The sequence below is a fragment of the Bifidobacterium sp. B4081 genome (assembly GCF_026537335.1).
GTDB lineage: Bacteria > Actinomycetota > Actinomycetes > Actinomycetales > Bifidobacteriaceae > Bombiscardovia.
In genome coordinates, this window is sequence record NZ_JAFNMM010000001.1 from 1,156,632 (window position 1) to 1,182,238 (window position 25,607).

Annotated in this window: 22 protein-coding genes; 3 read left to right on the plus strand and 19 right to left on the minus strand. The window is 61.7% G+C overall.

Annotated elements, in window-relative coordinates:
* Window positions 1-75: 75 nt before the first annotated feature.
* The 4 genes from nadD to glyA all read right to left on the minus strand — a co-directional run bounded on the left by nadD (window position 76) and on the right by glyA (window position 4,056).
* On the minus strand, window positions 76-756 hold the full coding sequence (gene nadD / locus J3T92_RS05150; protein ID WP_229133146.1) for a nicotinate-nucleotide adenylyltransferase: 681 nt from the start codon (window positions 754-756) through the stop codon (window positions 76-78).
* 5 nt (window positions 757-761) lie between these two features.
* Window positions 762-1,319: a phosphoribosylglycinamide synthetase gene (locus J3T92_RS05155; protein ID WP_121914587.1), complete on the minus strand. Its 558-nt coding sequence runs from the start codon at window positions 1,317-1,319 to the stop codon at window positions 762-764.
* Window positions 1,316-2,629 carry a glutamate-5-semialdehyde dehydrogenase gene (locus J3T92_RS05160; protein ID WP_416378905.1) on the minus strand — a complete coding sequence of 438 codons (1,314 nt, stop codon included), beginning with the start codon at window positions 2,627-2,629 and terminating at the stop codon, window positions 1,316-1,318. Before J3T92_RS05160 ends, J3T92_RS05155 begins: the two co-directional genes overlap by 4 nt.
* Before the next feature lie 119 nt (window positions 2,630-2,748).
* Window positions 2,749-4,056, minus strand: coding sequence for a serine hydroxymethyltransferase (gene glyA, locus J3T92_RS05165; protein WP_267400082.1), 1,308 nt, complete (start codon window positions 4,054-4,056; stop codon window positions 2,749-2,751).
* A gap of 202 nt (window positions 4,057-4,258) precedes the next feature.
* Between glyA and thrC the strand changes: the two genes are divergently transcribed.
* A complete protein-coding gene (gene thrC, locus J3T92_RS05170) occupies window positions 4,259-5,740 on the plus strand; it encodes a threonine synthase (RefSeq protein ID WP_267400083.1) in 1,482 nt (493 codons plus the stop codon).
* Window positions 5,741-5,757: 17 nt separating this feature from the next.
* Here the strand turns inward: thrC and J3T92_RS05175 are convergent, their stop codons facing one another.
* From J3T92_RS05175 to J3T92_RS05245, 15 genes are all read right to left on the minus strand, one after another.
* Window positions 5,758-6,474: an ABC-2 transporter permease gene (locus tag J3T92_RS05175; protein ID WP_267400084.1), complete on the minus strand. Its 717-nt coding sequence runs from the start codon at window positions 6,472-6,474 to the stop codon at window positions 5,758-5,760.
* Window positions 6,471-7,427, minus strand: a complete 957-nt coding sequence (locus J3T92_RS05180) for an ABC transporter ATP-binding protein (RefSeq protein ID WP_416378904.1) — start codon at window positions 7,425-7,427, stop codon at window positions 6,471-6,473. Before J3T92_RS05180 ends, J3T92_RS05175 begins: the two co-directional genes overlap by 4 nt.
* Before the next feature lie 22 nt (window positions 7,428-7,449).
* On the minus strand, window positions 7,450-7,857 hold the full coding sequence (locus tag J3T92_RS05185; RefSeq protein ID WP_267400086.1) for a GntR family transcriptional regulator: 408 nt from the start codon (window positions 7,855-7,857) through the stop codon (window positions 7,450-7,452).
* A 443-nt stretch (window positions 7,858-8,300) separates the two neighbouring features.
* Entirely contained in the window at window positions 8,301-10,073 is a 1,773-nt protein-coding gene (locus J3T92_RS05190) for a DNA repair protein RecN (RefSeq protein WP_267400087.1), read from the minus strand.
* Window positions 10,073-11,011 (minus strand): NAD kinase, encoded by a 939-nt coding sequence (locus tag J3T92_RS05195; protein ID WP_254477102.1) that lies wholly within the window; start codon window positions 11,009-11,011, stop codon window positions 10,073-10,075. The genes J3T92_RS05190 and J3T92_RS05195 overlap by 1 nt, the downstream gene beginning before the upstream one ends.
* A gap of 69 nt (window positions 11,012-11,080) precedes the next feature.
* A complete protein-coding gene (gene clpX, locus J3T92_RS05200) occupies window positions 11,081-12,394 on the minus strand; it encodes an ATP-dependent Clp protease ATP-binding subunit ClpX (RefSeq protein WP_267400090.1) in 1,314 nt (437 codons plus the stop codon).
* A gap of 144 nt (window positions 12,395-12,538) precedes the next feature.
* Complete coding sequence (locus J3T92_RS05205; RefSeq protein WP_121914578.1) at window positions 12,539-13,207, minus strand: ATP-dependent Clp protease proteolytic subunit; 669 nt, start codon at window positions 13,205-13,207, stop codon at window positions 12,539-12,541.
* Between the two features lie 9 nt (window positions 13,208-13,216).
* Window positions 13,217-13,804: an ATP-dependent Clp protease proteolytic subunit gene (locus J3T92_RS05210; protein WP_029676324.1), complete on the minus strand. Its 588-nt coding sequence runs from the start codon at window positions 13,802-13,804 to the stop codon at window positions 13,217-13,219.
* 179 nt (window positions 13,805-13,983) lie between these two features.
* Window positions 13,984-15,360, minus strand: a complete 1,377-nt coding sequence (gene tig / locus J3T92_RS05215) for a trigger factor (protein ID WP_267400091.1) — start codon at window positions 15,358-15,360, stop codon at window positions 13,984-13,986.
* A 49-nt stretch (window positions 15,361-15,409) separates the two neighbouring features.
* On the minus strand, window positions 15,410-16,696 hold the full coding sequence (locus J3T92_RS05220; RefSeq protein ID WP_267400093.1) for an HRDC domain-containing protein: 1,287 nt from the start codon (window positions 16,694-16,696) through the stop codon (window positions 15,410-15,412).
* A gap of 328 nt (window positions 16,697-17,024) precedes the next feature.
* Entirely contained in the window at window positions 17,025-17,906 is an 882-nt protein-coding gene (pflA, locus tag J3T92_RS05225) for a pyruvate formate-lyase-activating protein (RefSeq protein ID WP_121914576.1), read from the minus strand.
* 98 nt (window positions 17,907-18,004) lie between these two features.
* Complete coding sequence (pflB, locus tag J3T92_RS05230; RefSeq protein ID WP_024627933.1) at window positions 18,005-20,380, minus strand: formate C-acetyltransferase; 2,376 nt, start codon at window positions 20,378-20,380, stop codon at window positions 18,005-18,007.
* A gap of 242 nt (window positions 20,381-20,622) precedes the next feature.
* Window positions 20,623-20,859, minus strand: coding sequence for a hypothetical protein (locus J3T92_RS05235; RefSeq protein ID WP_267400095.1), 237 nt, complete (start codon window positions 20,857-20,859; stop codon window positions 20,623-20,625).
* Between the two features lie 5 nt (window positions 20,860-20,864).
* Window positions 20,865-22,544 carry an NAD+ synthase gene (locus J3T92_RS05240; protein WP_416378901.1) on the minus strand — a complete coding sequence of 560 codons (1,680 nt, stop codon included), beginning with the start codon at window positions 22,542-22,544 and terminating at the stop codon, window positions 20,865-20,867.
* An 83-nt stretch (window positions 22,545-22,627) separates the two neighbouring features.
* Window positions 22,628-24,322 carry an MFS transporter gene (locus tag J3T92_RS05245; RefSeq protein ID WP_267400097.1) on the minus strand — a complete coding sequence of 565 codons (1,695 nt, stop codon included), beginning with the start codon at window positions 24,320-24,322 and terminating at the stop codon, window positions 22,628-22,630.
* 206 nt (window positions 24,323-24,528) lie between these two features.
* On the opposite strand from J3T92_RS05245, the gene J3T92_RS05250 reads away from it, so the two are divergent.
* Complete coding sequence (locus tag J3T92_RS05250; RefSeq protein ID WP_254477094.1) at window positions 24,529-25,236, plus strand: TetR/AcrR family transcriptional regulator; 708 nt, start codon at window positions 24,529-24,531, stop codon at window positions 25,234-25,236.
* Entirely contained in the window at window positions 25,227-25,598 is a 372-nt protein-coding gene (locus J3T92_RS05255) for a YccF domain-containing protein (protein ID WP_254477093.1), read from the plus strand. Before J3T92_RS05250 ends, J3T92_RS05255 begins: the two co-directional genes overlap by 10 nt.
* The last annotated feature ends 9 nt before the right edge of the window (window positions 25,599-25,607 follow it).

Here is a 25,607-nt window from a genome sequence, read left to right on the forward strand (position 1 = left end):
GACAGCCTCCATAATAATGGCGCGCGCTGACACAGCCGAGCAGTCCGTGTTGACGAGTCAGGCGGAATGCAAAGCTCAGGAAGCTGAGCGGTAGAGCCCGTGCTTGTTGATGTACTGCACCACCCCGTCCGGAACCAGGTACCAGACGGGCATGCCCCGGGCCGAGCGACGGCGCACATCCGTGGACGAGATGGACAGGGCCGGAATCTCCAACGTATCCACCCGCTGGGCAGGCACCTGAAGGTCGTCCAGGCTTGAGGAATAGCCGGGCCGGGAGACAGCCACGAACTTGGCCAGATCCCACATCCGGTTGGCATCCTTCCAGCGCATGATCTCGGCCACGGCGTCCGCCCCGGTGATGAAGAAGAGGTCACTGTCGGGGCGCATTCGCTTGATGTCGCGCAGAGTGTCCACCGTGTAGGTGATGCCAGGACGCTCAATATCCACCCGGGAGACCGTGAACTTGGGGTTGGAGGCCGTGGCTATCACGGTCATCAGATAGCGATCCTCAGCATTGGTCACCGTCTTGTTCAGCTTGAAAGCCGGGCGGCCGGTGGGCACAAAGATGACCTCATCCAGGTCGTAGACCCAGGCCACCTCCGAGGCAGCCACCAAGTGGCCATTATGAATGGGGTCGAATGTGCCGCCCATAATCCCCACACGGGGACGATGGTTATGGTGGGCCGACCCAGCGGTCCGATCAATATCTGATGGCTCCTGCCCGGATTCCCCCTCCTTGGACAGCTCAGACATCATCCGGTTCACGCCTGCTCGCCCTCCCGTCTGGCTTCCGAGGCGTTCTCCTCGTTCTCCGACTTGGCCTCCTGACGCATCTGCTCGGCGCTGGGGTTGACCCGGTCAGGATCGATCCGCTCCATATCGGCATTCCACTCCTCCTGGACCACCCGGCGGATCTCGGAATAGGTGGGCAGGGGGAAGCCCGGCTGGTAGGCCCGACGAACCTGAGCCACGCATCCGGTGATAGCTACCAATGAATCGGACAGGTCAGCGATGCGCCCCTCCTGCTCCTGCTTGCGGAAGACCGGCACCCGCTCCTCCATGACGGTGATGTTATGCCTGACCTGATTGAGCTGGTCCTGGTCCAGGTCGTATACATCATCGGCATGCTCGTCAGGCCAGCCAATCAGGACAGCGTCGGCGTACTCCAGGCAGGAGCGCTGGTCTGCATCCGGGATGCCATCCTCGATTTGCACCAGAAAGACGTACCGCAGCAGGCTCAGCCGTTCGGAAGCCACCCTTAGCCAGATGCGGGGATTGTCGTGCTCGCGCTGGAAGAGCTCTTCGATCTTCTCATTCACGGCCGTACCTGTCCCCTGCCGTAGCCGATCCACTTGGTGGTCGTCAGCTCCTGCAGACCCATGGGTCCTCGGGCATGCAGCTTTTGGGTGGAGATGCCCAGCTCGGCGCCCATGCCGAACATGCCGCCATCGGTGAATCTCGTTGAGGCATTGACCATGATCACGGCCGAATCCACACGACGGGAGAACTCCTCCACAGCCTCATAGTCCCGGGCCAGGATGGCCTCGGTATGTCCGGTGGAGTGACGGTTGATGTGTTCGATGGCCTGATCCAGGGAGTCGACCACACGCACCCCCATCTTCAGATCCAGATACTCACGATCCCAGTCGGCTTCCTCTGCGCGGACCAGCAGTTCTTCAGGCAAACCATGCCCGGCGAGGATGTCCATGGAGACCGCATCCAGGTGCAGCTCGACCTGGGCCTGCGTCAGCGCTTGGGCCACGCGGGGCAGGAATTCAGCGGCCACATCCCTGTGGACGATCAGCTTCTCAGCAGCGTTGCAGACGCCCACCCGCTGGGTCTTGGCGTTGACGATGATGGGGATGGCCTGATCCATATCCACCGAACGGTCCACGTAAATATGGACATTGCCAGCCCCGGTCTCGATGGTGGGCACAGTGGCCTGCTCAATTACGCTGCGGATCAGCCCCCGGCCACCCCTGGGCACCAACAGATCAATATGACCGCGCGCCTTCATCAGAGCCTGGGCCCCCTCGCGACCGTATCGATCCACGGAAGCCACCAGAGCCGGATCCAACCCCTGCTCACGAAGCACCCCGCCTATCAGCTCCACCAGCGCGCGATTGGTGCGCTGGGCCGCGTGCCCCCCTCGCAGGAGGGCCGCATTGCCGGACTTGAGGCAGAGGGCCACCACATCGATGGTGACATTGGGCCGGGCCTCGTAGATCATGGCCACCACGCCGAGGGGAACCCGCACCTGATTGAGCCGCATGCCGTTGGGCATGTCATGGCCGCGAACCACCTCGCCAAGCGGATCGGTCAGTCCCGCCACCATGCGCACGCCACGGGCGGCGTCCGCAATACGAACCTTATCCAAGCGCAGACGGTCAATCAGACCGGCGCTCATTCCTTCTTCGAAAGCCTGAGCGCAGTCCTGCTCATTGACTGCGGCAATCTGCTCAGCCTGATCGATCAGCGCATCGGCCAAGGCCAGCAAGAGGGCGTTCCTTGCCTGGCCGGTCATACCTGCCAGACCTGCCTGTGCAGCCGCCGCAGCATCGGCCATCGCGCAGACCCGATCAAACACATCCTGGCGATCTGAGTCGTCGTTTTCACTCATGTTCGTCAGATCCTTTCGCCCTCACGGGCCTGACAGACCCATATTCTGTACCGATTGTAACCCACAGCGGAGGCAATGACGACAGGAGGAGGGAGGGCATTGCTGCACCTCCCTCCTCCAAGTGCCGATCAGTGGGTCTGATCCAGCTCGGGATAGAGCGGGAAGGCCTCGACCAACCGGTCCACCCGGGCCTTGAGGGCATCCAGATCAGCCTGGGGACCCTGGGCCAGCGCAGTGCCGATCACGTCGGCCACCTCCTCGTACTGGGCCGGGCCGAATCCACGCGTGGCCAGGGCGGAGGTTCCGATGCGCAGACCGGAGGCCACGGATGCCGGGCGGGGATCGAAGGGCACCGTATTGCGGTTGACGGTGATGCCGATCTTGGCCAGCAGATCCTCCCCCTGGCGGCCGTCCATCTCGCTGTTGCGCAGATCCACCATGACCAGGTGGACGTCCGTCCCTCCAGTGAGCACGGTGATGCCGTTGTCGGCCACATCCTTGGCCATCAGGCGCTCAGCCAGGATCTTGGCGCCCTCCAGTGTGCGCTCCATCCGCTCCTTGAATTCAGGCGTGCCGGCCAGCTTGAAGGCCACAGCCTTGGCGGCGACCACATGCATGAGCGGGCCGCCCTGGTTGCCGGGGAAGACCGAGGAGTTGAGCTTCTTGGCATACTCCTTACGGGCCAGGATGAATCCGGATCGGGGTCCTCCCAGGGTCTTGTGGGCCGTGGAGGAGACCACATCGGCATAGGGCACCGGGCTGGGGTGCAGGCCGGCTGCCACCATACCCGCGAAGTGCGCCATATCCACCCAGAACTTGGCTCCCACGTCATCGGCGATTTCCTTCATGGCTGCGAAGTCCTCGATGCGCGGATATGCGCTCCACCCGCCGATGATCAGGGCTGGATGAGTCTCCAGAGCCCGCTGGCGGATGATCTCGGGCTCAATGCGGAAGGTGTCCGGATCGACCCCGTAGGATTCGGCATGGTAAAAGCGCCCGGAGAAGTTGATCTTCATGCCGTGGGTCAGGTGACCGCCATGATCCAGGGCCAGACCCAGCACGGTGTCGCCGGGCTTGATCAGTGCCTGGTAAACGGCGGCGTTGGCCTGGGCGCCCGAATGTGGCTGGACGTTGGCGTACTCGGCGCCGAACAGGGCCTTGGCGCGGTCCCGGGCCAGGTTCTCGACCTGATCCACCCACTCGCAACCCCCGTAGTAGCGTCTGCCAGGATAGCCCTCGGCGTACTTGTTGGTCAGTACGGATCCCTGAGCCTGCAGGACGGCCTTGGGCACGAAGTTCTCTGAGGCGATCATCTCCAGACCACCGCGTTGACGCTCCAACTCTCCATCCAGCAGTGCAGCGATCTCCGGATCCACCTGCGAGATCGAAGAGTTCAGGACATCGTAGGATTGCTGTACCGGGTTCTCTTCGACCATGGGTCACTCCTTTGTCTATAAGGTCCAGCCTCGGATACAGGGCTGGTGGGCAATACTGTACGCTATGCCGGCCCCTGGCAGGCCCTGACGTCCATAGACAGTTTCCTCCGCGAGCCGAGCAGAGCAATGGTTCTGACCCCCGCGCAGGGTAGAATGCCTTGGTAATAATCTGTTCAGCGACATGGCGGAGGGGCAGGCAACCATGAGCACATACCACAGCACCCGAGGCGGCAAGGAGCAGCTGCCGTCCAAGCAGGCCATCAGACGAGGCCTGGCTCCTGACGGCGGACTCTACGTTAGCGATGAACTGGACGCCGAGATCATCGATCCTGCCTCGGTAGCCGGCCTGGACTACAAGAGCACGGCCAAACTGGTCCTTTCGAGTCTGCTGAGTGATTACTCTTCCCCAGAACTGGACTCCTGCCTGGACGCAGCCTACGGAGAACAGTGGTCCGATCCGGCAATCACCCCTCTGGTGGATCTGGGCGGCAACGACTTCGTACTGGAGCTCTTCTGCGGACCCACATCGGCCTTCAAGGACGTGGCCCTGCAGCTTCTGCCAAGACTGATGGCATTGGCCGGGGACGATGGCGAGCGGATCATGGTGCTCACCGCCACCTCCGGTGATACGGGCAAGGCGGCGCTGGCCGGATTCGCAGATGCGCCGGGCACAGGCATCACCGTCTTCTACCCGCAAGGCAAGGTGAGCCAGATTCAGCGTCTGCAGATGGTCACCCAGCAGGGCGGCAACCTGCGGGTCTGTGCGGTTCGGGGCAATTTCGACGATGCCCAGTCCACAGTCAAGTCCATCTTTGCCGACGCTGACCTGGCTCGCGAGCTGGACGAGAAGGCCTCGACCGTTCTCTCATCGGCCAACTCCATCAACGTAGGCCGCCTGGCCCCGCAGGTCGTCTACTACTTCCGGGCCTACGGGTCCCTGATGGAACGGGGAGTGATCAGACCTGGGGATCCGGTCGAGTTCTGCGTGCCCACCGGCAACTTCGGCGATGTACTGGCTGGATACTATGCCAAGATGATGGGCCTTCCAGTGGCTCGCCTGACCGTGGCCTCGGACCGCAACCGTGTCCTCAACGACTTCCTGACCACAGGCGTCTATGACCGCAACCGCCCCTTCTACACCACCACCTCCCCCAGCATGGACATTCTGATATCCTCCAACCTGGAACGGATGCTCTACTACATGGCCGACGGCGACACCAAACTGATTGCCTCGCTTATGAGCGATTTGGAATCTACGGGACGCTACCAGGTGCCTGATGCCCTGACGACCAGAATCCGCGGGCTCTTCTCCTGCGGCTGGGCCGACGAGGACCAGGTGGCATCAGCCATCGGCAACTGCTGGGAGAACCGGGGATACCTGATCGATCCGCACACGGCCTGCGGTTACCAGGTCATGACCGGGCAGACCGACCGGGATTCTGCCGTGCCCCGGGTACTGCTGTCCACGGCCAGTCCTTACAAGTTCCCCAGGGTGGTCTGTCAATCCCTGGGTCTGGAGACCCCGGACAGCGATTTCGACTGCATGGTCATCCTGGCCGAGGCCACCAACACCAGGCCCCCCAAGGCTCTGCGCACCCTGGAAAACGCACCTGTGCGCTTCCAGGACTGCATCGATCCAGGGGACATGTCCGACTACGTCCGCCACGCGGTCATGCAGTCCTGAAGCCTGAGCGAATCGGCTCAGATCTCCTTCCTGACATAGACCTTGCGAGATAAGACTATCGAAACCATTTCAACCGCCAGAATCAAGGCCAGCCCGAGGAGCACTGGCCGCCACAGGTCGGATGTCAAAAAATGCATGATTGAATTCCAGAAGGTCCCCCAGTCCACGGGCAGCAAACTGCCGATAAGGACCATGATGGGTACCAAACCAAGAAGCGCCAGGAAGACTATCATTGCCTTAACTGGTTCCAGCCAATAAAACAAGGGCGTAGCTACTGCAAAGAGCAAAGATTCCAACAGGAACAACCCCAGAGCAAACAAGACAGTATCGTGCCAATGGTCCCGACCATGCAAAAATGAATCAGTAGTGTAGAAGAAGAATACTGCATAGCCGCAAGACTGAACCAGAACCAGCAGAATTACAGCGGCATAGCGTCCGAATACCTGGTGATCACGTGTTATGGGCAGCAGACCGTTCAACCGAATTGCCATATTGCTGAAATCGGCGAACAAGCCGAATACTTGGCCCACAATCAGTCCGATTCCCATGCCGGCCACTGCTCCCGTCAAGGCGGTCCTTGCATCTTCCCCATCATTGCCTGTCAGGGCCATGACTAGGTTCAGCAGGATTCCGATGCAGGGCACGGACATGTAAATCAGCACACCAACCCAAGGTCTCCCTGTTCCTGAGAAACGTTGCATGTCCAACCTGATCTGCTTGGCTATCGCCTTCATGACTCCATCTCCTTATTCCTGTCGGTCGCGGAAGGTGAGCCCGCGGTCAGTCTGATGATGTTGTCGAAGTCGGCCCGCTCTACCAGGTAGCGGCCATCCGAAGGCTCCACGGCGGCAGGAGAAGCCAATGCCAGAAAATCCTTCAAGCGTTCAGTAGGAACCAAAGCCTCGAAACCCGTGGCGGAACGCTGCAAGCCCATCAGATGCGGCATTTGTGCTCTAGCCAAATCGTCCGGCCCTCCTCTCACTATCTGGAAAGCCTCCATCAACTCATCCTTGGGGCCGGTGTAGAAGACAGACCCTCGATTGATGTAGGTAACGAAATCAGCCACCCGTTCAAGATCCGCAGTGATGTGCGTGGAGAACAGCACGGAATGACGACCGTCACCGATGTAGTCCAGCAGAATATCCATGAGCTCGTCCCTGGCCAGGACATCCAGACCACTGGTGGGCTCATCCAGAATCAAGAGCCTTGCGTCGTGGCTGAGGGCGACAGCCAGCATCAGTTTCATCTGCATGCCGCGGGAGAGCTTGCCGATTTTGCGGTTTTCTTGCAGACCGAACCGACGCAGATAGTCCTGATAGCGATCACTGTTCCAAGAGGGATACATGGGTGCCATCACTGGCTCGACGGCCTTGACCTTCCACGCCTCAAGGAAATAGATGGAATCGAAGACCACGCCCAGATCCGCTTTGACCTCCTCCTCCTGACTCGAGGGATCGCGGCCCAGAATGCTGATTGCTCCGCTGTCTCGACGGGTCATGTTCAGCAAGAGCCGGATCAGGGTGGATTTGCCTGCACCATTGGGGCCTATCAATCCCATGATGTAGCCCATGGGCAGGTCCATGGTGACCTGCTGCAGGCGGAATCCCGTGCCGTCAGCCTTGACGTAGCTTTTCCCTAGGTCACTGACGCGCAGGGCATAGTCGACCTCTTCACCGGAAGTTGTCATCGGCGGTGATGCACGCATACTCCTATTCCTTTCCTTCTTCGGACGCGGGTGCAGAACCCCTGTTGCCGAGTAGGCCGTCGAGCAGGCCGCGAATCCGGTCCGGCTCCATGCCGGCCCGACGAGCCGTATCGACTGCCTCCCCCAGCAGGGACTGCACTCGGTTCTCCAGATGCTGCCGCATGACCTTGTCGCCGCTGTCGGCCACGAAGGTCCCCTTGCCTTGGATGTTCTCCACCAAGCCCTCTTGGGCGAGTTCGGTATAGGCGCGGGTCACGGTCAGCACGGACACCCTGAGCTCCTGCGAGAGATGTCGCAGAGAAGGCAGTCCCTCCCCCGCTTTCAGGTCTCCGGTCAGAATGGCCGAACGTATCTGGTCCTCGATCTGCCGATAAATCGGCTGTCCGGACAGGGATGAGATGATCAGCTTCATCCAAGCCCCTTTCATTGATTGTCAGCACGACCCTGGCTGAGCTGTGCCGGTGTTCATATATACACTATAACAGTTTAGCCATGAAGACAAACGCTCCAATGATCTGCTGAGGTCATGATTCACAGATTCGGTGGAACAGCGCTGTGGTACAGAAATCCCGGCCGACCACAACTTCGAACAAAATCCATTTGGAACAGGTCAACGCCGTATTGCTCATACCGAGGGCGGATTACGGTGTCATCAACGAAAATCCAGCATAATCGTTGCCGCACGGCCATCAGCTGCCGATTGCCTACAGCTATGGCATCAGGATGAAAAGCAAAGGAATGATGGATATGGAGCACACAGCAGAACGGTTGCAACAGACAACAAAGTCGCTGAAACTTGTCACAGCCGTCAAATCGACGGACTTTGGCACGACAAAGTGCAGGTGGCAACCAGACTTATCGGTGCTGGAGTCTGCTGGAGGACAGAAGCTCTCGGGCGTGCTTTAAGGAGGTTGCGGACTCGCTGCCGGCCAGCATCCGGGCGATCTCCCGCTCTCGGTCTTTGCCTTCTACCTGGTGGACCAGGGTCTCTACGGCATCGCCACCCTCCCGGCCCTTGGCTACGACGAACTGGCGATCGGCCCAGGAAGCCACCTGCGGCAGGTGGGTGACCACGATCACCTGGGCAGTGACCGCCAACCGGGACAGACGGCGACCCAGCTCGACGGCAGCCCGACCACCGACTCCGGCGTCTACCTCGTCGAAGATGAAGGTCATCGCCGGCTCGACGACCTGGGCACCAAGGCCAGTACGCCCATCGCCAGGTCTGTCAGGTCCCGGTGATGTCCGACTTTCAGCGGCCACCAGCTCCAGGGCCAGCATGAGTCGGCTGAGTTCGCCGCCCGAGGCGCTCTTGCCCATGGGCAGAAGGTCCGAACCCGGATATGGTCTGAAGAGAAAGTCGATCTGATCCAGACCATGCGCGTCCATAGCCTGGTCCTGGCGTGGTCTGACACGGATCTCCAGCCCAGCGCCCGCCATGGCCAGGGAGCGCAATTCGCCGTCGACAAGATCGCTCAGCCTTCGTGCAGCCTTGGCCCGTGACGCAGACAGAGCCCGGGCAGCCTTCAAGGCGGTTCCGCGAAGCTGCTCAACCTGACCTTGGAGCTCATCCAGCTTCTCGGGTGAGGCATCCATGTCCTCAAGCTCAAATGCAGCCTTCTTGCGCCAGGCCAGAACATCGTCGATGTCCGGTCCCCAGCGTCGGGTCAGCTCATCCAGATCGTGAATGCGAGCATTGATCTTGTCCAGATCGCTCTCCTGGCCTTCGTCGTCCAGCTGGCTGCTCAGGGTGAAGACCAGGTCAGACAGGTCTGCATTGAGCGCGCGCAGCCGCTGGGCCGACTCCTGAAAGACCCCCTCCACACCGATGCCCTCCAGGGCAGCAATGGCCCGCTCAACCAGAGCCGTGGCCGATGGCGCGTCGGCGTCAGGGTCGATCTGGCCGGAGTCCAGGGCAGACAGTGCAGCCATGACGCCCTGACTGATCTGGGCAGCGTGCTCGATCCTGTCCCGCTGAGCCTTGAGTTCACGATCCTCGCCGGAATGGGGGTCGACCCGGTCGATCCGGGCGATGGATTCGCGAAGATAATCAGCCTGAGCCATAGCACCGGACTGCTGATTGCGCAGCTCCTCCAGATGGTCCTGGGCCTGTCGGTACTGCCGGAAGGCCTTGGAAAAGGCCTCCAGCTGCGGGCCGTCACCGGCATAGGCATCCAAAAATTCGCGCTGCCGGGCCGGACTGGCCATACGCATCTGATCCGCCTGGCCATGGACGGTGACCAGCATGCCAGCCACCTCCTCCAGCAGACCACGAGGTGCCGTCCTGCCGTTCAGGGCGGCACGGGAACGCCCCTTGACAGGCATGGTCCTCGCCAGAAAGATCTGCCCCTCATCCTCCAAGGGCAGACCAGCCTCGGTGATGGCAGCGGTCACTGGATTCTCAGCTCCCGCTGTTCCGGCATCAAAAATCCCCTGCACCCAGGACTCACGGGCTCCAGGTGACACCAGTTGGAGGCGGGCAGTGGACCCCGAGATCAGCCTGATGGCGTTGAGCAGCATGGACTTGCCAGCCCCGGTCTCCCCCGTGATGGCCGTCATGCCAACAGCAGGCCGCAGCAGGGCATGATGGATGGGACCCAAGTCTCGTACTTCCAGCTCTTCCAGCATCAGTGCTCCTTGTTCGACTCCTGCGACTCCCCCTGGCCCTGTCCATTCGCAGCTGCCGAGGGGCGATGCTGCTCCCTCCAGCCGACCACCGGCAGATCGAACTTGGAAACCAGCCGTCTGGTGAAGGGCACCCCGGACAGCCTGGCCAGCCGCAGAATATCGTGGGACTGCCGCACCACGATGCGGGACCGCTTGGGCACTGGCCGCTGACGGCGCCCGTCATTGCAGATCCAGCCGGCCGACTGGGAATCACCCAGAATATCCAGGGTGAACTGCGACTTTGGACCGATGATCAGAGATCGGGCGAAGAGGGCATGGGCAGCTATGGGCACCATCTGCAGCGACTGCGCATCCGGCCAGACGATGGGCCCGCCCACCGAAAAGGCATAGGCCGTCGATCCGGTCGGGGTGGCCACAATCATGCCGTCGCAGCCGAAGGAGCTCATCTCCACATCGTCCACTCGGACCGATACCTCGATCATCTTGCCCCGATCATATCGTTCCAGGGTCATGTCGTTGAGGGCCCAGTCGCTCAGTGGTCGATCGGCCCCGGGTATCCACAAGTCCACATGGGCCACCATGCGCTCGTCGATGGAGTAGTCATGATCAGCCACCCGGCGAATGGCCTCCCCTATCTGGAAGCTCTCGAACTCCGCCAGGAACCCCACATGACCCAGATTGACCCCCAGGATGGGGACCTCGGTGCCCTTGACCAACTCTGCAGCCCGCAGAATGGTTCCATCGCCGCCTAGGACGATGACGATCTCGGTGTCGTCAGCCACCTGCTGGCTGGGACTGCCAAATTCCGGGGCGGCGATGTTGTCGACAATCGAGACACGGAATCCGTCCCGGCGCAGCTGCTCCTCGACCTCATCCACCAGGTGGCCGCTTGCCCGGACCCGGCTGTGCGTGACCACGACAGCGCTACGAGCACCCATGGGCCCTCCTTCCGGCATCAATGATCATCCTATCGGGCGCGGCCAACAGCGGCGCTCATCGTGGCGGGGTCAGGCCAAACGGCGACCAGCGGCTGCGGCCATCCCCTGCCCGGTCTCATACCGGGGCGATCCCGTTCCGTCCACGGCGTCGGCATCCACCACGACACGGGAGACATCCGTCCTGTCGGGCAGCTCAAACATGGTCGCCTCAAGGGTGTGCTCGATGATTCCGCGCAGCCCGCGGGCGCCCACCTTACGCTCCAGGGCGATGGCAGCAACACGGTCCAGAGCGGCATCAGTGAAGACCAGATCGGCCCCGTCATCCAGGAACATGCGCCGGTACTGGTTAACCAGGGCATTGTCCGGTTCGGTCAGCACCCGCCGCAGCTCATCGGCACCCAGCGGCTCCAGAGTGGATATGACCGGCAGACGCCCCACGAACTCAGGAAGCAGGCCAAACTGTTCCAGATCCTCGGCCCTGACCTGGCTCATGACCCGGTCGTCGGGCACTTTGTCATTCCCTTGAGTAGCCGAGAATCCGCTCTCCCGCAGGCCCAGCCGCCGACGGACGATTTCCTCAAGACCGACAAAGGCGCCACCGCAGATGAAGAGGATGTTGGCTGTGTCCATGACGACCGTGCGGACATCCCCATGCCGCCGGGAACCCTGGACCGGCACTCGGGCCTGGGTGCCCTCGATGATCTTGAGCAGAGCCTGCTGGACCCCCTCGCCGGACACGTCCCGGGTAATGGAGGTGTTCTCGCCAGACTTCCTGGCGATCTTATCGATCTCGTCGATGTAGATGATCCCCCGCTGGGCCAGGTCCATGTTGCCGTCGGCAGCCTGGAGCAGCCCCTGCAGGACGGACTCCACATCCTCGCCCACATACCCCGCCTCGGTCAGGCTGGTGGCATCCATAATGACGAAGGGGACGTTCATGATGGTGGACAGGGTTCTCGCCAGGTAGGTCTTGCCCACGCCGGTGGGCCCCATGAGCAGGATGTTGGACTTGTCCACCTGGACGCGTGGGACCGCATCCTTGCCTTCCAATGCGATGTCAGCAGCACGGCCACGGTCGCCCAGGTCCATATTGACGCGCTTGTAGTGGTTATAGACCGCCACCGACAGGGTGCGCTTGGCGGCCTCCTGGCCTATGACATACCTGTTCAGATAGGCGAATATCTTCGAGGGTGCAGGCAGGGTCACCCGCTGGTCGGCAGCATCCTTGGCCATATCCTCCTGGATGATCTGGGCGCAGAGACGTATGCATTCGTCGCAGATGGCGCAGGAAGGCCCCTTGACCAGGCGGCGCACCTGATGCTCGTCCTTGCCGCAGAACTCGCAGCGATTCAGTCCGTCATTGTAGCTGACCACACGGCCCATGGCTCTCCCTTCCCGGAGCATCCGCAAGGATCGGCGAAATCATATATGACCGGCATCGTCCATGATGCCAAAAACGTCCGGAGGCCGTGGGTCCCAGGGGCCCGCCGCCATCCGGACGATCAATCATGCGTGCAGTCACCAGAGCTAATTGCGGTGCTCCAGGACCTCGTCCACCATCCCGTATTCCTTGGCCTGCTGGGCGGTCAGAATGGTGTCCACCTCGATGTCCTTGCGGATCTTCTCCACATCCTGGCCGGTGTGCTTGGCCAGGGTCTCCTCCAGCCAGGTGCGCATGCGAAGCATCTCCTTGGCCTGGATCTCGATCTCGGTGGCCTTGCCGAAGTCCTGCTCCATGGCCGGCTGGTGAATCAGCACACGGGCGTTGGGCAGGATCAGACGCTTGCCCTTGGTCCCGGCGGCCAGAAGAACGGCAGCAGCCGAGGCGGCCTGGCCCAGGCAGACGGTCTGCACATCGGGCTTGATGTACTGCATGGTGTCATAGATGGCGGTCATGGCCGTCATGGATCCCCCTGGCGAGTTGATGTAGATGATCACGTCGCGGTTGGGATCCTGGCTCTCCAGAACCAGGAGCTGGGCCATGATGTCGTCCGAGGAGGTGTCATCCACCTGGACGCCCATGAAGATGATCCTGTCGTCGAAGAGCCTGGTGTAGGGGTCCTGACGCTTGTAGCCGTATGGGGTGCGCTCCTCGAACTGCGGCAGCACATAGCGGTCGGTGGGCATGGCGGCCAGGCCACGAGGGCCGGCCAGTCGACGGGCCCGTGCTACGAATTGCGCTTCTTCAGATGCCATGTGGAGTGCTCACTTCCCTTGATCCGCGGTCATAGTGCCGTGGGTGGTCACGATCCGGTCGACGAAGCCGTACTCCAGGGCCTGCTGGGCCGTGAACCAGTGATCGTATTCGTTGTCCCGGTAGATCTCTTCCAGGGTGTGGCCGGTCTGCTCGGCCGTCAGCTGGGAGAGCGTGCGCTTCATGTCCATGATCAGCTCGGCGTTGATCCTGACATCAGTGGCCGTGCCTCCGACGCCGCCCGAGGGCTGATGCATAAGCACCCGCGCATGAGAGGTGACGAAGCGCTTGCCCTTGGCCCCGCTGGAAAGCAGGAACTGGCCCATGGAGGCCGCCATGCCAACCGCAACCGTGGCCACGTCAGGCTCGATCAGCTGCATGGTGTCGTAGATGGCCATGCCGGCCGTAATGGAGCCGCCAGGCGAGTTGATATAGAGCCAGATATCCTTCTTTGGATCCTCGGCCGCCAGCATCAGCATCTGTGCGCAGATGACGTTGGCGTTGGCGTCCTTGACCTCGTCCCCCAGCCAGATGATCCTGTCCTTGAGCAGTCGGTTGAAGATGGGATCGGTCGGCGCAGGGGCCTCCCCCTCCTCCATCACGGGACTGGTTGCCAATGAGTTGTTCACCCTGTCTCCTTCGATAAACGTATCTGTATTGAGAGTAGCCCCCGCAATCGACGCAGCCACAGCCTTTCCGCTCTTTGCGCAACCGCTACGACAGGGCCGCACCCAGGCTGTTTCGCCACTGGGTACGGCCCTGTTCGCTACTTTGTAAGCTACTCCTGATCCTGGGAGAGCTGGTCAGCCACTTCAGCCGCGGCGGAGGCAGCCTGGACGCTCTCGTCCTGCTCCTCCTGGGCCTCGGGCTCATCCTCGCCCAGGAAGCGGCTCAGGTCCACCTCTTGGCCATCGGGATCCTTGAAGGTGACGGCCCGCATGCCGGCCAGCATGCCCTTGGAGCGGCCGACCTCCTGCACAGCAGAACCCAGCTGTCCGTTGCGGACGATGCCGTTGATGAAGGCGCTGGGATCCATACCATACTGCTGGGCTATGGAGGCCAGGAAGTTGGTCACGTCGGCCTGGCTGACCGTGATACCCAGCTTCTCAGCCAGAGCGTCCAGGGTCATCTGGTCGCGCAACTCCTTCTCCACACTCTTCTCGGCCTCGGCCTTCTCGTCCTTGCTGGCCTTGTCGGGATCCTTACCGGTGTTCTTGAGCTGATCAGTTACCATGGACTGCTTGATGCCCTTGGGCACCGGGATGTCCAGGCCGTCCTGGAGCTTGGCAATGAAAGCGTCGCGGGCGTCAGTGGCCTGCCGACCCTCGGCATCCACCTGGCACTGCTTGCGCACGTCCTCGCGCAGCTCCTTCAGGGTCTCGAACTCCGAGGCCTCCTTGGCGAACTCGTCGTCCAGGTCGGGCAGCTCCTCAGCCTTGACCGAGTTGACCTTGACCTTGATCTGGGCCTTCTCGCCTTGGTGCTCACCGGCCTCCAGAGTGCCCTCGAAGGTGGTCTCTTCCCCGGCGGACAGCCCGTCCAGGGCCTCATCTAGGCCATCCAGCATGGTGTTGGAGCCCAACTCGTAGCTGACCCCCTGCTGGGAGTCCACGGACTCGCCGTCGATGACGGCATCCAGGTCGATGTTGGCGTAATCGCCCTTGGAAGCGGGACGATCCACACTGACCAGGGTGCCGAAACGCTGACGCAGATTGTCCAGGCGCTTGTCCACGTCCTCGTCGGTGACGGCGGGCTTGGGAACCTCAATCTCCATGCCCTCGATGTCGGGCAGCTCGAACTTGGGACGAATCTCCACCTCGGCGGTGAACTTGAGCTTGGTGTCGTCTTTGGCGGAGGAGGGGATGTCCTTGACGTCGATCTGCGGCTGCGCCATGGCGTGCAGCTGCTTCTCCTCCAGGGCATTGGAGTAGAGCTCGGGCACGCCGGCGTTGACGGCCTCGCCCGCCACGCTGGCAAAGCCCACGCGCTGATCGATGATGGGTCCGGGTACATGCCCCTTGCGGAAGCCTGGGATGGTCACCTGCTTGCCGATCTCCTTACGGGCCTGATCCAGGTAGGGGTTCAGCTCATCGGGATCGACGGTGATGGTGAGCCTGACCTTGGTGGGCTCGAGGTTTCTGACGCTGATTTTCACGCTGCGCTCCAATTCATCCAAACCGTTTGATCTGCCAGTAAGGCAACCGTTACATAATAGCGCGAGTCAGGGACTCTGACAGGAGCGAAACCTGCCAAGGACGGGCACCCTCCTGACGCAGGAAGTCGGCTACATCACGCTTCTCCGGTTGATCGGTCCAGCAGAGGTTGCGCAGGTAGCGGGGTTTGATCAGAATATCGTCGGGGGTGTTGGTCTGGCGTCCCACTGCAGTCACCGCCTTGCGCGCCGCCTCCAGCCTGGTAAACCGATCCGGGTGGCGGTGCCGCCAGACTTGCATGGACTTGGGAGCGTTGGTCTCCTCCACCCGTGGCTTGGGAGGCACCGGCAGTTCCTCGGTGGGCAGATGCAAGGCATCCAGAATGGCCTGCTTCCAGACCGAGGGCCTGACCCGGCGCTGGATGGGTGCATAGCGCTCGAACATGCGGTCCTGCTCGCCGCCGGTATGGATTCTGACCCGCTCGTTCAAGGATCTTATGGCTCGGAACTGGGCGTTGTTGCGTGGCTTGAGCCTGCCTGCCTCGATGATGGCCTTGTCAGGCAGGAGGAGTGTCGGTGCTATGTCGTTGCGTCTGGCCAGCTGGTCTCGGGTGGTCCACAGGGAACGGGCCACAGCCAGTCCTCGGCGGTCATTGTGCAGGGAGTTGATATGCGAGATATGCCGCCAGGGCTGCTCAGGCTCCGGCTTGGGGATTTTGCCCTGCTCCAGCAGCCAGGTGAATTCCTGCCTGGCCCACTCGTCCTTGCCGTGACGACGCAGGTCCTCCAGCTCTCGCGTTCGCACCTGATCCAGCAGCTCCACATCCAAGGCGGCGTAATTACGCCAATCACGGGGCAGAGGGCGGTAGGACCAGTCAGCGGCAGAGTGCTCCTTGGCCAGCGTCAGTCCCAGATAGTGCGCAGTCACTGCAGACAGGCCGTAATGACCCAGGTTGAGCATCCTGGCCGCCAGCTCGGTGTCGAAGAGCGATGAGGGCCTCATGCACAATGCATAGAAGCCAGGCAGATCCTGAGGGGAGTCATGAATGATCCACTGGGCCCCATCGACAGCCTTATTGAATTCCGACCAGTCGCAGCCCGCCTGCATCAAAGCTGGTGGGTCCAGCAGGAATATCCCCGCCCCCTGGCGCTTGAACTGGACCAGGTAATCGTCGTGGCCATAGCGGAAGCCCGAGGCCCGTTCAGCATCCGCGGCCAGCGCACCGCTCCCCTGAGACAGCAACCGACAGGCCCGGTGGTATCCGTCCATATCGTCGATGAGCGACGGTACACCCTGGGCGGGCTCTGAAAGCAGCTGCGTCTTAGGTTCCGTGGTCACCTGCGCTCAACCTCTTTTGTAGTTTGTCTTCCATCACGCCACCGGGCCGATCGGCCCGGAAAACACACGCCTGAAAGCATAGTCCATGGCCTCAACCCACCGATAATCATTTACTGAGCAGACCTGGTCGACAATTTATCGATTTACAGGGTCGGCCATTCCCCAAACCGGCTATTCATCGTGCCAGCCATTCATCGTGCCGGACATTCAGTGAGTCTGACATTCGCTGATTGGCCGGCGGGCCTTCACCCAGGCAAACAAAACTCCCCACGACATCTGCCATGGGGAGTCACAAGCAATTATTCTGGTTCTTCCTGGGTCCCGAGGCTCAGTAGACCACGAAGCCGTGGGCCTCCAGCTGCTTCTTGGCCCGATCCTTCAGAGCCGCAGAGGGACCTTTGGCATCCTCGAGCGGGTAGGGAATGCGCAACTCGTGCCACTTGGGCCGTCCAAGCTGATGGAAGGGAAGCACATCAATGTGCTCAATCGCATCCTTGAACTGTTCACATACCCGCGCAACATTCTCGACGTTCTCCTCTGAGTCGGTCAGCCCCGGCACCAAAACGAAGCGAACCCAGATCTTGCTGCCACGAGCAGCCAAGCGCTTGCCGAATTCGATCGTAGGGGCCAGCGTGCCGCCGGTCACCTTCTTGTAGGTGGCCTCATCGCCGGATTTGACATCCAGCAGGCACAGGTCGATGTCGTCAATCATGGCATCGGTGTAGTTGCGGTTGAGAAAGCCCGAGGTGTCCAGGCAGGTGTGGACGCCCATTTCCTTGGCGGCTCTGAAGACCCTTGAAACGAAAGCGGCCTGCATCATGGATTCGCCGCCGCTGAAGGTGATTCCTCCGCCCGTGCTCTTGAAAAGATCCTGGTAGCGGGCCACCTTATCGATCATGGCCTGCAGGTATACGGGCTGGCCATCCCGCATCTTCCAAGTGTCCGGATTCTGGCAGTACTGGCAACGCAGGGGGCATCCGCTCATGAAGACGGTCATCCTTGTGCCCGGCCCGTCCACTGAGGTGTTGATGTCCCAGGAGTGAACAAAACCAATGTCACCCGTGCGCAGGGCATTCATTCGGTCGTGGCGATCCAGCCCTATGGGCGATTCGAACCCCGAAAGGCCGCCCATCAGGGTCTGGCTCTGGTAGACCTTGGATTCCTTCAGCATGTGCGGCTGTGTGGTACGGAAGGTGGTGGTCTCCGTCATCGGATCCTCCTGAAAAAGACGAAAAGGGGGCGGGGCCTTGGTGCGCCCCGCCCCATGATTCACCGTCTCATCAACGGTTGACTATCGCACAAGTGCGATCAGTCGGTCACCGCGCCCTGGTGGAAGGTGCGGGAGATCACGTCGAGCTGCTGCTCGCGGGTCAGCTTGACGAAGTTGACGGCATAGCCCGAGACGCGCACAGTCAGGTGCGGGTACTTCTCGGGGTGCTCGACGGCATCCTCCAGCTGCTCCTTGCGCAGGACGTTGATGTTGGCGTGGTAGAGCCCGTGGCCGTTGCCGGCGTCCAGGATGCCCACCAGGTTGTTGATGCGCTCATCCTCGTCGCGGCCCAGGCCGTCAGGGGTGATCGTGTTGGTCAGCGAGATGCCGTCCAGGGCGTCGTCGTAGTCGATCTTGCCAACGGAGAACATGGAGGGCAGCATGCCGTGCGAATCCATGCCGTTCTCGGGGTTGGCGCCGGGAGCATACGGGGTGCCCTTCTTGTGGCCGGAGGGGAAGGACCCGGTGTTCTTGCCATACTCCACGTTGGAGGTGATGGTCAGGATGGACTGGGTCGGCACAGCGCCACGGTAGACGGGCAGGCGCTTGATCTGGCCCATAACGGTGGACACAGTCCACTTGGCCAGGTCGTCGGCGCGATCATCATCGTTGCCGTAGATCGGGAACTCGCCAACAGTCTTGTAGTTGACGATCAGGTCGTCGTCAGCGCCCTCGACATACTCAGGAGTGCCCTTGGCATCCTTGTTGTAGATCGGGTAGACCTTGGCGTACTTGATAGCCGACAGGGAGTCAGCAGCGATGGACAGGCCGGACATGCCGCAACCCAGGGTGCGGTAGACCTCCTTGTCGTGCAGGGCCATCTCAATGGACTCGTAGTCGTACTTATCGTGCATGTAGTGGATGATGTTCAGGGCCTCGACGTAGGTCTCGCTCAGCCACTCCAGGGCCTTCTCGTAGTTGTCCTTGACCTCCTGGAAGTCCAGAGATCCGTCTTCCTTGGGGGTGACAGGCTTGATTACGTCCTTGTCGATGACCTGCATGCCGGTCATCTCGTCACGGCCGCCGTTCATGGCATAGAGCAGAGCCTTGGCGGAGTTGACACGGGCGCCGAAGAACTGCATCTGCTTGCCGACCCTCATAGGAGACACGCAGCAGGCGATGGCAGCGTCATCGCCCCAGTGGGCGCGAATGTCCTTGTCGGACTCGTACTGGATGGCGGAGGTGTCGATGGAGATACGGGCGCAGAAGCGCTTGTAGCCCTCGGGCAGCTTCGGATCCCAGAAGATGGTGATGTTGGGCTCAGGGCCGGGTCCAAGGTGCTCCAGGGTCAGGGTGGCCAGCAGACGGAAGGAGGTCTTGGTGACCATGGGCCTGCCGTCGTCGCCGAAGCCAGCGTCGGACCAGGTGGCCCAGTAGGGGTCGCCGGAGAAGATGTTGTCGTAGTCCTTGGTCCGCAGGAAGCGCACGATGCGCAGCTTCATCACGATGTTGTCGATGATCTCCTGGGCATCGGTCTCGTCGATCAGACCAGCGGCCAGATCACGCTCAAAGTAGACGTCGAAGAAGGCGGACAGACGGCCGATGGACATGGCGGCGCCGTCCTGGCTCTTGACCGAGGCCAGGTAGGCCATGTAGGTCCACTGGACAGCTTCCTTGGCGTTCATGGCAGGACGGCTCAGATCCAGGCCGTACTCCTTGCCCAGGGTCAGCAGCTGCTTCAGAGCCTTGATCTGCTCTGCGTGCTCCTCGCGGAAGCGGATCCAGTGCTCGATCTCTTCCTCGGTGAAGTCGTTGCGGTAAGGAATCGAATCCTTGTCGGCCTTCTTGCGGGCAATCAGCTCGTCAATGCCGTAGAGGGCCACACGACGGTAGTCGCCAATGATACGGCCGCGGCCGTAAGCATCGGGCAGACCGGTCAGAATCTTGTTGTGGCGGGCCAGCTTGATCCTCTTGGTGTAGACGTCGAAGACGCCATCGTTGTGGGTCTTGCGATACCGGGTGAAGATCTTCTTGACCTCGGGGTCGGGCTCCTTGCCGGCCTCCTTGAGGGCCTGCTCAACCATGCGCCAGCCGCCGTAGGGCATCATCGCACGCTTGCAGGGAACGTCGGTCTGCATGCCGACAATCACGTCGTCTTGAGTCTCGCCGGCAGGCTTGCCGTCGATGTATCCGGCCGGGAAGGCGTCAATGCCCGCCGGAGTGTGGGTGTCCACGTCGTAGACGCGCTGCTTGCGCTCCACGGCAAGGAAGTTATCGTCCAGGTAATTCCACAGGAACTTGGTCTTCTCCGTGGCCGGTGCCAGGAAGGATTCGTCACCGGTGTACGGCGTGTAGTTCTTTTGAATGAAGTCGCGAACGTCGATGTCTTTCTTCCAGTCCTCGCCCTTGAAGCCCTTCCAAGCCTTGGCTTGCAGCTCTGCGGGAGAGACGGTGTTGGTCTCAACTGCTGTCATAGTCAACTCCTTGTTGATATGGTCAATGGCGCTTCCTCACACCACTGTCACTTTCAAGTATAGGGGGCGCAATACCACGGGAAACCGAATCGCGACGTGAGCTATATCACACTGAGGGCGGACTCGCAATGGCCGCCACGCCCACATCTAGCAAACTCGCCCGGCACACGGCTTGAGTCCCCATCCGTTCAGATTGCACAGCCAACTGGTCGCCAAAGCAGGTTGCCGATCCAGCAGGAGCTTCATCTGTCAGCTGATGACTGTCCCTGCTCAGGTTCTCCCTCCCAGGCCTGCCGCCAACGACGGTCCTCCTCATCCCATTCCTTGTTCCGGCGCTTGGCGATCTTCCAGGCATCGAGGGCCTGCTGCCTGCTGCTGTAAGGGCCCATCCGCCTGTCCTGGGGAGACAGCTTGCCCTGCTCGGGTATGCCGGTGACGGTGTTGAAGTACCAGGCCGTCCTCTCCTGTTCGGAACCCATGGCGATCACTCCCTGAAGGCGTTGGTGACGGGTAGCCGACGATCACGACCGAAGGCCAGGGAGGTGACCTTGGGTCCCAGCGGATACTGGCGCCGCTTCCACTCGGCTCGATCCACCAGCCGCATGACCGTGTCGACCGTGTCAGGATCGAAACCATCGGCCAGAAGATCAGCCCGACCGTGGGCATGCTCGATGTATGCCTCAAGGACCTTATCGAGCAGGCTGTAGTCAGGCAGGGAATCAGAGTCCTTCTGCCCTTGTCGCAGCTCGGCCGAAGGCGGCTTGACGATGGAATTGACCGGGATGGGCTCACGTTCGCCTCTTGCCTGAGCCTGGGCGTTACGCCAGCGGGCCAGCTGCCAGACCCGGGTCTTGAGCAGATCCTTGATGGGCGCATAGCCGCCGACTGCATCGCCATAGATAGTTGAGTAACCGCAGGCCAGCTCGGATTTGTTGCCCGTGGCTAGGGCCAGAAGCCCCTCGGCATTGGCGTAAGCCATGACGATGACGCCGCGTATCCGGGCCTGGAGGTTCTCTTCAGCAACACCTTCCAGGTGCAACTGCCCTTGGAAGGCATCGAATTCCGGGCCTATAGCTTGAACCACGTAACGCACACCCAGACGCTGGGCCAGGTCGGCGGCATCATCCCGAGAGCCTTCCGAGGAGTAACGGCTAGGCATGGAGATGCCGCGCACATGCTCCCCTCCACAGGCATCGGCGGCTATGGTGGCCACCAGGGCCGAGTCGATCCCGCCCGACAGACCCAGGCAGACACCCGTGAAGTGATTCTTGGCCATATAATCTTTTAGACCCAGCACACAGGCCCGATAGACCTCCTCGTCCCCAGGCATCTCTTCGGCCATGCAGGACTTGCTGGGCATGGGGCGCTCCCCTGATGCAGGCAGGGTCCAGATGGACAGATCCTGAACGAATCTGGGCGAGCGCTCCAGCAGGGTGCCATCCTGATCCACCACGAAACTGCCGCCGTCAAAGACCAGATCGTCCTGCCCGCCTACCTGGTTCAGGTAGAGCAAAGGCGCGCCGACCTGTTTGGCCCGGCGAGTCGCCAGCTCGTAGCGGACATGCCCCTTGCCCTCCTCGAAGGGTGAGCCATTGATGGTCACCAAGAGGTCGATGTCCCGTCCAGCCAAGTCGCTGATGGGATCGCCCTCCTGCCAGATGTCCTCGCAGATGGCCAACCCTATCCGGTGCCCTTGCACCTCCAGGACCACGGTCCTATCCCCCGGGGTGAAAATCCTGTACTCGTCAAAGACCCCGTAGTTGGGCAGGAAGTGCTTGTCGTAGCCGGCCTCGACCCGACCCTGGTGCAGGACCACCAGCCGGTTGCGGGGCCGGTCCTGATCCGTATCGGTGCCCACGGTCCCCACAATCACATACAGATTGCCCAGACCCTGCTCCTCCAGCTGCCTGGCCAGACGGTCGGCCCGAGACCAGGCGGCCCGACGGAAGCTGGCGCGGAATGCCAGGTCCTCGATCGGGTAACCGGTCAGGCTCATCTCGGGAAAGACCACCAGGGTCGCCCCCTGCCCAGCCGCCTTTCGGGAGTAGTCCATAATAATGTCAGCGTTGCCGTCAAGATCGCCCACACAGGTGTCGATCTGAGCCAGAGCCACCAGCAGATCGCCATCCCGCCGCGGCTGTTCCTCTTGTATGCCCATATCCATGATTCTAAACCGTGCCAAGGCCGGCCGACGGGCAGACAACCCCATGCGGTGCCGAACCCGAAGAAGGCGGGGTCACGAATGCCTCAGATCTTATCGGCGCCAGCCTTGCGGGCGGCACGACGCACCAGCACCGAGGCAACCAGTCCCAGAAGAAGCAGCAGGACCGCGAAGCCCATGGCCCACTGGGCGCCTTGGGTGAATCCCTCGGTCAAGGCATTGGTCACCTGGGGGCCCAAAGCTCCCAGTCGGCCCCGGGTACCCTGAGCCCGCATGCCGACAATGGCGTTTCCGGCAGAAGACTGAACCGATCTGACCAGACCATCAGCCATTTGCGCCGAGATACCCTTGAGGGCCGTCAGATGCCTCGGCAGCACCAGGCTCAGAGCCAGGGAGAGGGCGGAACCAGAGACTGCGGCACCCAAGGCGGTCCCCCACTGACGGATGGTGGACTGTGTGGCCGAAGCCTGGCCGGATTGTGCCACCGGAACACCGGACAGCACCAGGCTGGTCAGCTGTGCCGAGGCAAAGCCCAGGCCGGCACCGTAAATAATCAGGGTCAGGGTCATGGGCCAGACAGGTACCGACCCACGCATGAGCAGAATGGACAGGGCCACGCCGACGATCTCCATCAGCAGGCCCGTCTGCACCGTGCCGCCGGCTCCCAGACGGGCTGAGACCACCCGGGCCAGACCGCCCGAAACAACCGACCCCAGAGCCATGACACCCAGGATGGATCCGGCTCCCAATGGACTCAGGCCTCTGGCGTTGATCAGATAGAGGGGCAGGATGAACATGACCGCGAACTGACCGGCGTTGACGATGGCGGCCGTGAGGTTGCCCCAGCCGAAGGTGCCGATGGCGAACATGGATACATCCAGGATGACCATCTTGCCCCTGCGCGCCCTGGCCAGCTCGGTCAGTGCAAAGGCGGCCAGCAGGGACAGCCCCAGGAGCAGACTGACTGGAACCGGCGACAGGGGCGCCGATGCAGACCAGTGCAGTGGGCCCAGCTCAAGTGCGGCGCGGGGACGCCACCAGCCGTAGGTCTGCCCCTCGATCAGCGCAAAGACCACCAGGGCCGACCCCAGGGCCGAAAGGAGTATACCCTTCCAGTCGGCAAGCATCCCCCACCGGTCGCCGGCCTGCCTGGGTGCTGACTTGGTCTCGGGCACAAAGACTGCGCTGGCCAGGAAGACGATCAGTCCCAGGGGCAGATTGACCAGGAAGATCCACCGCCATCCGATGGTGCTGGTGAAGACCCCGCCCAGGAAGGGGCCGACCGCCGCTGCGGATGACATGACGGCCCCCCAGATGCCGAATGCAGTGGCCCGGTGCCGACCCCGGAAGGTGGCGGACACGGTAGAGAGGGTGGAAGGCATAACCAGGGAGCCGCCGATTCCTTGAACAAACCTGGCCAAAAGCAGCAGTGTGCCGGAGGAGGCCGATGCGGCAAAGACGGAACCCAGTACAAAGATGACCGTGCCCACCTGCAGGATCCGCTTGCGTCCGATCATGTCTCCCAGCCGACCGGAAGGCAGGAGCAGGGCCGCCAGGACGATGCTGTAGAGGGCGGTCACCCACTGGGCTTGAGCCAGGTTGATATGGATGGCAGCGATGATGGAAGGTATGGAGACGTTGACGATGGACGAATCCAGCACGATCATGGCCAGACCCAGAGCCAACACCCATAGGGCGCGCCAGGGCGGTGCCGCCTCTTGAGACTCCTGACGGTTCTTCTGGCTACCCTTCTTCAAGTCCATACTGGCCGATCCGGTCATCAGATCTCCCCTCACCCTGGTCTGCGATTTTTTGCGACTATACGTCGCGAAAACCTGTCTGGCAAGTTCTCTCAGCGCGGACAAGCCGCACGCTGAACCGGTCCTGGCAACTTGGCTCTACTGCAAATAGGCCATATCATATGCCCCATGACCGGCCCAGCCCGATTCACGATCGCTGCGCCCAGCAGGCCGGACCGAGGAGGACCATGCCCAGGATTCGCGAATCCACACTCCAGGAACACCGCGCCAAAACCCTGGACCAGATCATCGCCGCCGCCGAAGCCATCCTGCGCACCGGCGGACGAAGCCAACTGACCATGGCCGAGGTGGCCCGACGTGCCAATCTGGCACGGAACTCCCTCTACCGCTACGCAAGGGATGCCGACCAGCTCTGCGACATGGTCATGGAACGGCACCTGCCTGACTGGGGCCAGGCCCTGGACCTGGCCCTGGGTCAGACGGACGACCCACGCCGGACGGTCGAGGTCTGGACCCGCACCAATCTTGAACAGGCCGGGCTGCACGGACACGGCTGGCTGATGAACCTCTACGCCGAGCAGCACGACGAGCAGTTACGCCAGGCCCTGATCTACGGGAGCCCCTCGAATCCCCAAGAGCCTGATCCTAAGAGCGATCGGTCCACAGACCGGCAGATCCAAGCCCTGCTGGACTTCCACCGGCAGGTCAACCAGCCGCTGATCCAGGCGTGGACAGCCCTGCGCCCAACAGACCCGGCCATGGGCGTGGAGGTGACGCGAGGGATCGTTCAATCCGGCATGCGACTGATTGATGCCCTGGACCAGGAGCTTGCGCCCGAGCAGCGGGAGAAACGACTGACTTGCATCATCGAGAAAGTGACCGCCTGTGCCAAGGCCGTCACCGCCACCCTGACGGAAGGACCGACATGCGCCTGATCGGCAACATCTGCTGGCTAGTGCTGGGAGGACTGGCCATCGCCCTGGCCTGGACCATGGTGGGCATCGTGCTCTGCCTGACCGTAGTGGGCATTCCCCTGGGCATCCAGGCCTTCAAGATGGCCAGACTGACCCTGACCCCCTTTGGCCGACAGGTCATCTACGGCGGCGGACTGGGATCCTGGCTGGCCAACCTGCTCTGGATCATCCTGGGCGGCTGGTGGCTGGCTTTGGCCTATCTGGCGGCCGGGCTGGTCACCATGCTGACCGTGGTGGGCATACCCTTCGGCCTGCAGGCCTTCAAGATGGCCCGCCTGGCCCTGATGCCCTTCGGATCCTCGGTGCGCGTCGCCGTCTTATGAAAGCATTGG